Origin of the sequence: Petrocella sp. FN5 (assembly GCF_029210395.1) — a bacterium.
Taxonomy (GTDB): domain Bacteria; phylum Bacillota; class Clostridia; order Lachnospirales; family Vallitaleaceae; genus Petrocella.
Genome location: NZ_JARGDP010000007.1, coordinates 12207 through 25224 on the forward strand (window position 1 = coordinate 12207; position 13018 = coordinate 25224).

A 13018-nucleotide genomic window follows, 5' to 3' on the forward strand; every position below is an offset into this window, starting at 1 on the left:
TATGGTATTGACTTAAATATTGATAGAACTTATCATTTACAAAAATGGAAGCTATGATATACTAGTATTAACGATTGGCAGAATATGAATACTTGTTCAAGGAGGTCGAATATGAAAATTGGTTTAATAGGACTCGGGAAAATGGGTTATAACTTAGCGTTAAATATGCGTGATAAAGGACTAGATGTAGGCGTTTACAACCGTAGTAAGGCGCCGAGAGAAAGAATCAAAAATGAAGGTGTTAGAACTTTTGAAGAAATAGAAGATATGATTGACGCTTTAGAATCACCTAAGGTGGTTTGGATTATGGTTACAGCAGGTCCTGCTACAGAGGCCATTATTGAGCAGGTTGCACCCTTATTGTCAGCAGGTGACATTATTGTCGATGGCGGTAACTCTCGGTTCTCTGATACCCTTAGAAGAGGTGATCTACTTGAAGAAAAGGGTATCTACTTCGTGGATGCCGGAACCTCAGGTGGAACAGATGGTGCAAGATATGGGGCTTGTATGATGGTAGGTGGTGACAAAAGAGCGATTGCAACTTTGGAGCCATATTTCAAAGTCCTTAATGTTGAAGAAGGTTATTTGCACTGTGGGAAACGAGGATCAGGCCATTATGTTAAGATGGTACATAATGGTATTGAATATGGAATGATGCAGGCCGTTGGAGAAGGACTAGAGATTATTAGAAGGTCTGAGTTTGATGTAGATTTTGAAAAAGTTGCTAATGTGTGGAATCACGGATCCATAATTGCAGGGTACCTTATGCAAATGACGAAACAAGCTTTTGCAAATAATGGTATGTTAGAGGATATCGTTCCTCGTATTGATGCCTTAGGAGAAGGGCAGTGGACCGTTGAAGAAGCCATAAGACTTGGTGTTTCAGCACCGGTTATTACTCAATCTCTATTTATAAGAAATGCATCTAAGGACGATGGTAAGTTCTCAGATCGTGTGGTTGCTGCACTTAGAAATGAATTTGGTGGTCATGAATTACATAAAAGGTAGGTGAATGTATGGAGAATCAAAAGGTGATATTTACCATATTTGGTGGTACAGGCAATTTGACATATTATAAACTGATGCCAGCTTTTTATCAACTATTCCTCGGTGGTCGTTTATTAAATGATATGACCATAATTGTACTCGGACGGAAAGATAAAGATACATCAATGTATAGAGAAGAAGTCAAAGACGTTCTTATGAAAAAAGTTTCAAACTTCAATGAAAGTGTATTTGTAGCCTTTAGTGCTATGCTTCAATATTACCAAATGAACTTTGAAAAAGCGGAAGACTACACAGAATTCAACACTTATATGCAGTCACAAAACTGTCCCAATCGAATTTTTTATTTGGCGACCGCACCTACTTTTTTTCCTCTTATATCAGAGCAACTCAGGGATAAAAAACTATTAGATGTAAAAGGGTACGTTAGGGCCGTTTTTGAAAAGCCATTCGGATATGACCTTGAATCGGCAGAAAAAATTAATGACATTATATCTGATATCTTTGGAGAAGATTACATATATAGAATCGATCATTATCTTGGAAAAGAAATGATTCAAAATATTAATACCGTCCGATTCTCAAATCAAATATTTAGTGCAGTTTGGAATAAAGACTCCATTGACAATGTTCAGATTACGGTTAAAGAAAAAGATGGGGTAAAAGACAGAGGTGGTTATTACGATCAAGCCGGTGCTCTAAGAGACATGGTACAGAACCACCTAATCCAGATTTTGGCCCTTGTAGCCATGGAACCGCCAAAGCGTCTTGATAATCAAAGTATTAAGGAAGAAAAAGTCAAAGTCATTCAGAATCTAAATGTTCAAATGGATTTGGAAAGTCATAATGGTCTTATATTTGGCCAATATGAAGGCTACAGAGAAGAAGTTAAGGTGGATCCGAATTCAAATACGGAAACCTTTGTTGCAATGAAATGCTTTGTAAATAGACCCAGATGGGAAGGTGTACCTTTTTACTTAAGGACGGGTAAAGCACTTGATGGTGGTGAAGCAAAGATTGTTATTGAATTTAGAGTGGATGGATTTGATACCCCTAGTAATACCGAGAGAATACCCAACTTATTAGTCATAAAAATACAACCGGATGAAGGTGTATACTTACGTATTAATACGAAGGAACCAAGAAGTGAAAGCAATCTAATGTCCGTTAATCTAAGCTACTGTCAATCTTGTGATATTTTTTATAAATCACCGGATGCATATGAACGTTTGTTATTAGATATTATAAACGGTGATACGGCTATGTTTACAGGATGGGAAGAAGTAAAAAGTGCATGGGAACTCATTTCAGAAGTTATAGATAAATGTCCCACTAAATCACCCTACTTGGATACTTATCCTAAGGGTTCAGATGGACCTATGTCAGCCCATAATATGTTAAAAATGGATGGTCGACATTGGTGGCGCTTAGATGACCTGAATAATGATTTTGATTAGGATTGGAGATAAGATGAAGATATTTGATATATCCATGACCATAGAACCGAATATCATGGTTTATAAAAATTATGAAAGCAAAAAACCAATTTTTAGCAATGCTTCCAATTTTAACACCGGAAACCACTATGAAACAGATCTTAAAATGAACCTTCATACAGGTACGCACATTGATGCACCATTGCATATGATTAGAGACGGTCTTACTATGGAGCACTTTAACCTTAATCGCTTTATGACAAAGGTCAAGGTTCTTGATTTGACCCATGTATCTGGTATGATCACAAGAGTGGATTTGAAAGAAAAAGAGGTACAAAAAGGTGATTTCCTTCTGTTTAAGACAAAAAATTCATTTGAAGAACACTTTAATAATGAATTTATATCTTTATCAGAGGATGGGGCAGCCTATTTAGCCAAACTGGGTATACAAGGTGTAGGAACAGATGGCCTGGGTATTGAGCGAGACCAACCTGAGCATGGCACCCATAAAAGACTTTTTAATGCGGATATCATGATTATTGAGGGACTGAGGCTAAGGGATATTGAAGAAGGTATCTATGACATGATAGCCTTACCCCTTAAGCTTGCAGATGTTGAGGCATCACCTGCAAGAGTCGTTCTAATGAAGTGAAATAGATATAAGTTAAAACATAAAAGCGTCGGGCTTGCAATCATTTTTGTAAGCCGGATGCTTTTATATTTTAATGGTTGTCAGTGGTAACCAATGTTACTGATTAGTAAAGGTAGATAGTTTATAATCATCATTAAAGGGTCAAACTGAGCTATACTCCATTCACATATATAGTAAGTGAAAGTTCAACGATATAGTTTAGGTGCCTTAACCATATATACTATCACAAAGAAAGAAGGCGATGTTATGAATACTTATTTTGATATAAAAGATACAGTTTACAATATAACCCAAAAATATAAAGAAGCCATAACCTTATTAGTGGCTGTCGGTATCGATCAGATGAAAGATATTGCCCAAAGAGAAACCATCGGAAAAACCATCAGTCTTGAGATGGTATTACAACTTAAAGAAATAGACGTTCAAACCTTTGAGGAAAGATTGGTTGAAGCCATAGAAGAAAACCGTAAAGGTGTAGATCAAGGTCTAAACATAAGAGAAGTAAAAGATAATCCTATGATAAAAGTTGAAGGCGTTTTGCCTTGCCCCGTAAAAATACCCTTGTTAGAAGGATTAGAAAGTTGGCTAGGTAGTCAAGATGAGCAATGGGTTAAGGGGCTTGATTATAACTTTAAAGCGGCATCCATGGGTGTTGACTGGCTTAAAGGCACACTAGAAGCATCCACTTCTATTGAGTCAATATCAGATTTGTTTATATCGGCAGGGTTTGACTTGTTTTTTGATCGACGATTGATGGGCAAATATAGAGCAGAAAATGCCTTTAAAGACTATGCACCAATAAAGGCATATAATAAAGATTTTGATCATGAGGGGCTCAAGCTGAGAGATCCGGCAGGTCATTATGCCATGCTGGGTGTTGTACCGGCCATTTTTTTAGTGAATACATCTGAATTGGGGACAAGAAAAATACCAACTTCATGGAAAGAATTGTTAGAGCCTGAGTATGAAAATTCAGTCTCTTTACCAATAGGAGATTTTGATCTTTTCAATGCTATATTGCTAAATATTTATAAGAACTATGGTGAAACAGGTATTCAAAAGCTGGGTAAATCATTATTAAAGAGCATGCACCCATCCGAAATGGTGAAATCTCATAAAAAGAAATCTAATCGACCGGCGATTACAATTATGCCCTATTTTTTCACGAAGATGACAAAAGCAGGCGGGCCGATGGAGGCAGTATGGCCAAGGGATGGTGCCATTATCAGTCCGATTTTTATGCTGTCAAAGTCGAGTAAACAAAAAGAGCTTAAGCCGATTATTGACTTCTTTTCATCCAAGGAGGTAGGAGAGATTCTCTCACATCAAGGTCGATTTCCAAGTGTACATCCTGAGGTAGATAATAGGGTGCCAAAATCCAACCCATATATGTGGTTGGGTTGGGACTTCATCAATGACAATGATATAGGTCAACTTATAAAGAAACTTGAACAGCTATTTGATTATAATAGTGGTAGGAGGCAAATATGAATCTAGTAACCATATCAGGACCACCCTCATCAGGTAAGACATCCATTATATTAAAAACAATTCAAGCGGTTCAAAATCGGGGTCTAAAAGTAGGGGTGGTAAAATTTGATTGTCTTTATACAGATGATGATCAATTGTATGAAAAGGCAGGTGTACCTGTAAAAAAAGGACTTTCTGGCGCTTTATGTCCGGACCATTTTTTTGTCAGTAATATAGAAGAAGTCGTTCAATGGGGCAGAAGACAAGCCTTGGATTTGTTGATCACTGAAAGTGCTGGTCTTTGTAATCGATGTTCCCCCTATATCAAAGAGATTCAAGGGATTTGTGTTATCGACAACCTGTCTGGTATAAATACACCAAAAAAAATTGGACCGATGTTAAAATCAGCGGATATTGTTGTAATTACAAAAGGGGATATTGTTTCTCAAGCGGAACGAGAAGTATTTGCCTCAAAAGTAAGTTCAGTTAATCCACAAGCCATCGTCATGCATATAAATGGATTGACCGGACAAGGCGCTTATGAACTAAGTACACTCTTATATGATGAAAAAGAAGATGTACTCACAGTCAAAGGTAAAGAATTAAAGTTTTCTATGCCTTCTGCTTTATGTTCTTATTGTTTAGGAGAAACACGTATTGGTGATGATTATCAACTGGGCAATGTAAGAAAAATGGAATTGGGTGAACAAAATGATGGATGAAAAAATACTTAAGAATATGACTTTGGATGACTTATTGCTTCGTTATCCATTTGTAGGAACATATCTTGAAAATAATAAGTTGGATATTGAAGGTTTTGGTACAATGACCTTTGAAGAATATTTAAACCAATTTGATGAGGAATATGTTGAAACATGGGCAATGGATAAAGAAAAGATTGAGAATGATCTTTTGGTCTACATTCTTCAAATGCTTAGTTTTTTAGGATTAAAAGCAGAACAAACGGTTAGGTCGATCACTATTTTGCCCGGGCAGGATAAAGTCGGTCAGAAAGAAACGTTTGAACCCATCACGATAAGAAGTGGTGACATTGTTTCAATCGTTGGACCCACAGGTTCCGGAAAAAGTAGATTACTTGCAGATATTGAATGGACGGCCAATTACGATACACCTACAAAAAGATGTATTTTAATTAACAATGAAGTAGCAGATACTAAATGGCGATTTTCTTCTAGCAATAAATTGGTAGCCCAATTGTCACAGAATATGAATTTTGTCATGGACTTAACGGTTGAGGAATTTCTTGAGCTTCATGCAAAAAGTCGAATGGTAGAAAACGTGAATCAGGTTATTAATACTATATTAGAATCAGCCAATCAGTTAGCAGGAGAACAATTTATGAGGACAACACCGGTTACTGCACTTAGTGGTGGACAGTCTCGAGCCTTAATGATAGCAGATACAGCCATACTCAGTACGTCGCCTATTGTACTGATTGATGAAATAGAAAATGCAGGTATTGATAGAAAAAAAGCACTTAAGCTCTTAGTGAGCAGTGAGAAAATTGTTCTTATAGCAACCCATGATCCTACATTGGCTTTGATGGCTGATCAAAGAATAATAATAAAAAACGGGGGAATACACAAGATTATATCAACGGATGATGAAGAGAAAAGAATCCTATCCGAGCTTGAAAAGCTAGATAAAATCGTTGGTAATCTAAGACATAATCTTAGATTGGGTAACAGAATTGACCAAACAATGTTTGTATAGTGAGGACACATAAAAGACAAAGTCGAAGTTTACACTATAGATGGTAACATAAGATACCGATTAATGTGTTTGGATAGGTTATAATTTTATCATAGTTAATCATAACAGATGGTTAAGGATTAACAAATCGGTAATAATAAATCAATTATATGGAGGTATTCTAATGAGTATGTTTTGTTATCAATGTCAAGAAGCAGCAAAAGGAACCGGATGTGATGTTATAGGTATTTGTGGTAAGGATGAGGAAGTATCAAATCTTCAGGATCTTTTAATCTATTCGACAAAAGGTATTGCAGATATAGTTGTAAAAGGTGGACTCGATGTGGCAAGCCTTGGAAAGACCAATGAGGTTGTACTGGATAGTTTGTTTAAGACCATCACCAATGCCAACTTTGATCCGGAAGCAATACGTGCACAAATAAGAGAAAATCTAGAAATTAGAGACGAATTAAGAAATGTAGTTGAAGCAGATTTCCACGATGCAGCCACTTTTACAGTAACAACAGATGCATCCATGGATGCTAAAGCGGTTTCAGTAGGTGTCTTAGCAACTGAGAATGAAGATGTAAGATCACTACGAGAATTAATTATTTATGGATTAAAAGGATATGCGGCTTATACTCAACATGCTTTAAACTTAGGTAAAGAGGATAATGATTTGTATGCATTTACATATGAAGCATTAGCAGCTACCCTTGATGATAGTTTGACAGCGGATGAATTGGTGGCATTAACAATGAAAACAGGAGAATATGGTGTGAAAGCTATGGCTCTTTTAGATGCGGCCAATACAACAGCTTACGGTAATCCGGAATTATCTAAAGTAAACATTGGTGTTAAGGGCAATCCTGCGATTTTGATTTCCGGTCATGATTTAAATGACATGGAGATGCTACTTGAGCAAACAAAAGGAACAGGGGTTGATGTTTATACCCATAGTGAGATGTTGCCGGCAAACTATTATCCAAAGTTTAAAGCTTATGAGAACTTAGTAGGTAACTATGGTAATTCTTGGTGGAAGCAAAAAGAAGAGTTTGCATCCTTTAATGGTCCAATCCTATTTACAACCAACTGTATAGTACCACCCAAAGGTGAAACCGTTAAGCGAATATTTACAACCGGTGCAGCAGGATTCCCAGGATCCACACATATTCGAGAAGATGAAAACGGCCAAAAAGACTTCTCACAAATCATAGAAATGGCAAAAACACTACCCTCACCTACAGAAATTGAAACAGGAGAAATCGTGGGTGGATTTGCACATGCGCAAGTATTTGCCCTTGCAGATAAAGTTGTGGATGCAGTCAAATCTGGTGCAATCAAAAAATTCTTTGTTATGGCAGGTTGTGATGGCCGTATGAAAGATAGAGATTATTATACTGAATTTGCAAATGAGCTACCCAAAGATACAGTCATTCTTACAGCCGGATGTGCAAAATATAGATATAATAAACTACCACTTGGTGATATCGGTGGTATACCAAGAGTATTAGATGCCGGTCAGTGTAACGACTCTTACTCACTTGCGGTTATAGCTTTAAAGCTTAAAGAGATTTTTGAGCTTAATGATATCAACGAATTACCGATTGCTTATAACATTGCATGGTATGAGCAAAAAGCAGTTATTGTATTATTGGCACTTTTATCTTTGGGTGTTAAAAATATTCACCTAGGTCCTACATTACCGGCCTTTCTTTCGCCAAATGTTGCAAAAGTTCTTATTGATACCTTTGGTATAGCAGGTATTGGTACAGTTGAAGATGATATAAAAATGTTCATGGCATAATATATCAAAGCCAGTATTATATCCCTATAGGATGAATTTCAAAACAAAGCGCCAATTCATTAAATGAATTGGCGCTTTGTAAAATAGTGCATTACAAATCATCTTATAAGTGACTTTATTGTAAATCAGCTATAGGTGCAATAATAATGCGCCGCACTGTTTCAGACAGATTATCCTGTTCTTCTTTGCTTAACTGATTGGGATAGATTGGATCATGAACGATGATACGTACATGGTCTTTTGTGATGGCTTTTTTTGCCTCATACATCTTAAAAGACCCATCGATGGTGATAGGTACGATAGGCACACCGGCTTTAATACCAAGCTTCAAACTACCTTTTTTGAAATCGCCCATCTTATAATTTTTTGATCGTGTTCCTTCTGGGAAGATGACCAAAGTTTTACCATTTTTTAGATCCTCAACGCCCTGTAATATGACTTTTAGAGACTGCTTTAAGTTACCACGATCTAAGAAAAGACAGCCCATAACGCGCATCCAATGGCTAATAATCGGTACCTTTGATAATTCGATTTTTGCTACATAGGCTTTGGGCTTTGGCAAATATCCAAGTAATAAAGGAATGTCATAGTTACTTTGATGGTTACTAACATACAGAACATTGCCTTCCGGTATTTTTTGGAGATCCACTAATTCGACTTTACTAGAAGAGAGCGCAACCATAATACGACCCCAAGATGCGGTCATTTTATGAATATAGTCGTATTGATGCTTTTTACTAAAAAGACCAATTAATAGGTACCAAAGATAAGCAAATCCTGAAAGAAGAAGATATGAAACAAGTACGAAATAAAAAAAGTAAGTTCTAATCATGTTGTCCTCCAATAAAAGTTGTTAAGCATTTGTACGATGAAGTGATAAATCCAATTCTGCTGCCTTAATGACCTCAGTTAGATTATTATAATCAAAATTCGCCTTGCCGACAAGTAAAGACAAGTCGCTTTTTTCATAATGGGTAAGCAATTCTTCGAAAGCATTCTGAATGCGCAGTAAAAAAATATTGACTTGACTTAGGTCAGTATGGTTTAAAAGCAGTAAAAAGGTATTGCCGCCATAACGAAAACACAAGTCGTTGGACCTTGTATTGTTTTTCACAAGATGAGCTAAGGTTTTAATAAATGTATCCCCTGCCAAAACACCGTTTTTTTGATTAAAAGCTTTAAAATGCTCAAGTTCAATTATAATTAATGTATGCTTATCCAGTTGATCATTCTGTGTTTCATATAATCCTTGTAGTTGTTTGAGACCGTATGATCGGTTGAATAAACCGGTTAATTCATCATATATGCTTTTTCGATCATAACTTCTTGTGACTTCAAAGTAGTTGGAAATGAGCATATAAACAATGACCAGGACTAATAAAATAACGACAAAATATCTTAAGAATGTAAGTATATAACTAGAAGGACTATCATAGGTTAAAGTGAAGGATAAAGGCCATCTGACTTTAATATACATAAGTATGACGGCATAGATTAGAAAAAGTGTAGGTAGAATGAACTCGCTTCTATACTCTACGAGTAGAAAAGTAATTACTAAAAACAAGATACTAGAATAAGGCATAATTTTAAAGGCATTGATGGACGTCATCCATGCTACGGGAAAATATATAAAATCTAAAAAAAGAATAAATATGATTTTAATATAGAGGGGATGTTGAACTTTATTTAGGAGTATAAAACAAGTTGGGCAAAATATAATAAAAACTATTGAGATAAGTGTAGCGAGAGGTTCATAACCCATAAAAATGCCTAAAAAGAGAACTAAAAAACCTAGAAAGGAGAAGGCAATCAAAAGAAAACGAAGGACAACATACTGAATCTTTCCGTGTTTCTGGACACTTAAAAAAGAATAATCACTATTCATATTATCTGACCCCCTTGTATCTATATATGTTATATCTATCTATAGTGTGAAGAATTTATCTTACAAAAAGTTTATATCCTAATCATTATACCATAGTATAAAAAAGCTGCATATCCGAAATGGGCCTCAGATAAAAGAAAAATCATTGGCCATTTTATATGATTATGTGTATAATAGTGTAAGAATGAAGGTGAGGAGAATAAAAATGTTAGGAACTTATGTAAATGCAGGTGTCATTTTACTGGGAAGCATTATAGGCATCTTAGTGAAAAATGGACTTAAAGATCGTTATAAATGGATTGTTATGCATGGGGTCGGTTTATCGGTTTTATTTATCGGGATTGCAACAACCTTAAATGGAATGATGAATGGGGGGGAACCGATATTGTTTATCGTCAGCCTTGTCATAGGCGGTATATTTGGGGAGTGGGTTAATATTGAAAAAAGATTGGAGCAACTCGGTTTCTTCCTGCAGAGTAAAGTCGGTAATGGTGAACACAATATTGCCCAAGGTTTTGTTACGTCAAGTCTTTTGTTTTGTGTTGGTACGATGGCTATATTAGGGTCACTCGAGAGTGGACTTAGAGGCAATCATGATATGCTATACGCCAAATCCGTACTTGATGGTGTCACCTCGATTATTTTAACATCTTCTCTTGGAATTGGAGTAATATTCTCATCCTTATCCGTTTTGTTGTATCAAGGTGCGATTGTTTTATTTGCATCTCGACTAGAACCTGTATTAACAGGTGAAGTTATTCGAGAGATTTCCATTATTGGAGGTATATTGATTTTTAGTCTGGGTCTAAGTCTTTTGGAAATAAAAAAAGTAAAAACGGCCAATTTGCTACCTGCAATTCTTGTTCCACCAATATACTTTATGTTAATCTTACCATTAATTAAGTTAATCTTATCATAATTGTTGAGTGTAAAACTATTTAGTACTGGACTTTTTTAAGTTCAGTATTTTTTTGCTGATTTTTACCTTTTTATATATGGCTTCATAGGTTTCTTGATCTATGTCAGAGATATAATTCTTGGGAAAATCTTTATGGACGATACCATTTTTGTGAAGGTATTCTATTGCCTTATTATAAGCAATTGCTGCAGTTGCCATGTCTTTATAACGTCCAATCACATAATTTCCATGAATATTGAGAGTGGACTTGTAAGTGGGAGCAACCAAGGGACGCTCTAGTACGACACCGTAATATGGATTGATGATTTGTATATTATCATACCTTAAGTTATGACAATCACCGTCTACAAAACGATGGTCACGACCAAGGACACTATGATTTTTAACACCATAGCGACTCATTATATTGACTTGCATGCCATAATCATTAACAAAATAATAACCTTGGCGTTTATGAATTTTATGATTTGCATAGTAGAAAAGATCTTGAATATCAAAAAGAAGCTCTTCGGAATAGGAAATAAAATACGAAAAATAGTTTTTATGCATATAAATGGGTGTGGAAAAGTAATAATGATGGTCTCTATAGTTCATAAGCACTACCCATTTATGGAAATCTAAACACATATCTTCTTCATAGTCGTAAAGAGATAAACTTGGTGTACTAATGATTTTTTTGGCAAGCAAATAGCCATTATGGGCCTTAAAAGGGCATTCATAGCTACCAAGACTGATATGTCTTCCGCCATAAGTGATAGATGAACGGTAATATATTTGACCATTTTTTTTAAAACTTTTATAAACACCTGGTAAAGATTCCATAGGCTTACTCCTTAGAAAATGGGTTAAATGCATTATAACATAATTTGATAAAGTTATTATTTAGACATATAAAAGACATGTATGAATGTCATAATGCCATTTTAACCATAATTAATGTTAAAAAAAAGAGAGAGAAATATGAAAAAGACCTTGTTGATCATTTTGTGAATGGTTTTATTGCGCTATATATCAAGGACAAATTTAACAAAAACAAAAAAACATATGTAAAATATACCAAAAATAATTAAACAAGGCTAAAAAATTATTGTTTATGCACAGTTTAAATAACAGAATATTCTGAAAAATACAGGATAACCACCAAATCGATACTTATGATATTGACTATCAAAGTGAGGTCACCTATAATTCAGTAGTCACATCAATATAACACACTGACACTATTATTTCGATTATTAAGAGAAGTACAAAAGGAGTCTATTATGTTTAAACTGAAACATCTATTTGAAAGCATGTGGTTTGGCCACAAAAGCATTTCAAAAAAAGTATATACAACTGGCCTTATGATTTTTTCAGGCGTATTTGTTGTAGCGGTGGTGATGTTAAGTGTTAATGGATTTGCGAAGACAAAAACGATTGATCATATTGTTTTATATGAGACAGAAGACGATGATCAGAATGAAGATAGGATTGAAGAGACAATAACTGTAGCTGAAACTTCAGAAGAATCCTCGTACGAAACCTTCGCAAGGTCTAATAACAATGATGCATTACAAGATGAGGCCGAAGAGCCTGTAACCCTTGCGAAAGAAGATGAGCAAGACCGAGTATTTCAAACAGCAACAAATAACTTAGAAGAAAGTCAAATTAATTTGTTGAATCTGAAAGATTACACGGCTTTGATAAGGATTGTTGAAGCAGAAGCAACCAGTGAAGATTTAAAAGGGAAAATATTAGTTGCGAATACTGTAATGAACAGAGTTGCAAGTAGAAGATTTCCCAATACCATCTATGAAGTCGTACATCAGAGAACAGGAAATAGAGCACAATTTTCCCCGATTGATGACGGTAGATATTTTAGAGTAACAATTAAAGACTCTACAGTCAAGGCCGTTGAACAGGCACTTAAGGGCGTAGATTATTCTAACGGTGCCTTGTTTTTTGTGTCGAAGTCATTGGCCAGTGAAAATGCCAGCAGCTGGTTTGATGATAATTTAACTTTTCTATTTCAACATGGTGGTCATCACTTTTATAAGTATTAGATAAAACTTAAACAGGATATCCATAGGTGCGATTACCCTATGGATATTTTTTTCATACTTTCAAAGGCCTATTTTTCTATTATAAACAA

Annotated in this window: 12 protein-coding genes; 9 read left to right on the plus strand and 3 right to left on the minus strand. The window is 35.4% G+C overall.

The window, feature by feature from the left end:
- Positions 1–84: 84 nt before the first annotated feature.
- The 7 genes from gnd to hcp all read left to right on the plus strand — a co-directional run bounded on the left by gnd (position 85) and on the right by hcp (position 8083).
- Entirely contained in the window at positions 85–1008 is a 924-nt protein-coding gene (gene gnd, locus P0N36_RS03490; RefSeq protein ID WP_275841445.1) for a phosphogluconate dehydrogenase (NAD(+)-dependent, decarboxylating), read from the plus strand.
- Between the two features lie 8 nt (positions 1009–1016).
- Entirely contained in the window at positions 1017–2462 is a 1446-nt protein-coding gene (gene zwf, locus P0N36_RS03495) for a glucose-6-phosphate dehydrogenase (RefSeq protein ID WP_275841446.1), read from the plus strand.
- A gap of 13 nt (positions 2463–2475) precedes the next feature.
- On the plus strand, positions 2476–3093 hold the full coding sequence (locus tag P0N36_RS03500) for a cyclase family protein (protein WP_275841447.1): 618 nt from the start codon (positions 2476–2478) through the stop codon (positions 3091–3093).
- 246 nt (positions 3094–3339) lie between these two features.
- The gene (locus tag P0N36_RS03505; RefSeq protein WP_275841448.1) at positions 3340–4584 is read left to right on the plus strand and encodes an ABC transporter substrate-binding protein; all 1245 of its coding nucleotides are present in this window, start codon (positions 3340–3342) and stop codon (positions 4582–4584) included.
- Positions 4581–5285, plus strand: coding sequence for a GTP-binding protein (locus tag P0N36_RS03510; RefSeq protein ID WP_275841449.1), 705 nt, complete (start codon positions 4581–4583; stop codon positions 5283–5285). Before P0N36_RS03505 ends, P0N36_RS03510 begins: the two co-directional genes overlap by 4 nt.
- Entirely contained in the window at positions 5275–6297 is a 1023-nt protein-coding gene (locus P0N36_RS03515; protein WP_330683941.1) for an ATP-binding cassette domain-containing protein, read from the plus strand. The genes P0N36_RS03510 and P0N36_RS03515 overlap by 11 nt, the downstream gene beginning before the upstream one ends.
- Before the next feature lie 163 nt (positions 6298–6460).
- Complete coding sequence (gene hcp, locus P0N36_RS03520) at positions 6461–8083, plus strand: hydroxylamine reductase (protein ID WP_275841450.1); 1623 nt, start codon at positions 6461–6463, stop codon at positions 8081–8083.
- A gap of 115 nt (positions 8084–8198) precedes the next feature.
- Here hcp and P0N36_RS03525 read toward each other — a convergent pair whose 3' ends face one another.
- Positions 8199–8915: a lysophospholipid acyltransferase family protein gene (locus P0N36_RS03525; protein WP_275841451.1), complete on the minus strand. Its 717-nt coding sequence runs from the start codon at positions 8913–8915 to the stop codon at positions 8199–8201.
- Between the two features lie 21 nt (positions 8916–8936).
- The gene (locus P0N36_RS03530) at positions 8937–9968 is read right to left on the minus strand and encodes a GGDEF domain-containing protein (protein WP_275841452.1); all 1032 of its coding nucleotides are present in this window, start codon (positions 9966–9968) and stop codon (positions 8937–8939) included.
- A 205-nt stretch (positions 9969–10173) separates the two neighbouring features.
- On the opposite strand from P0N36_RS03530, the gene P0N36_RS03535 reads away from it, so the two are divergent.
- Positions 10174–10887, plus strand: a complete 714-nt coding sequence (locus P0N36_RS03535; RefSeq protein WP_275841453.1) for a DUF554 domain-containing protein — start codon at positions 10174–10176, stop codon at positions 10885–10887.
- A gap of 15 nt (positions 10888–10902) precedes the next feature.
- Here P0N36_RS03535 and P0N36_RS03540 read toward each other — a convergent pair whose 3' ends face one another.
- A complete protein-coding gene (locus P0N36_RS03540; RefSeq protein WP_275841454.1) occupies positions 10903–11709 on the minus strand; it encodes a hypothetical protein in 807 nt (268 codons plus the stop codon).
- A 440-nt stretch (positions 11710–12149) separates the two neighbouring features.
- Here P0N36_RS03540 and P0N36_RS03545 point away from each other — a divergent pair, with 440 nt between their 5' ends.
- Positions 12150–12929: a cell wall hydrolase gene (locus P0N36_RS03545; RefSeq protein ID WP_275841455.1), complete on the plus strand. Its 780-nt coding sequence runs from the start codon at positions 12150–12152 to the stop codon at positions 12927–12929.
- Positions 12930–13018: the final 89 nt, after the last annotated feature.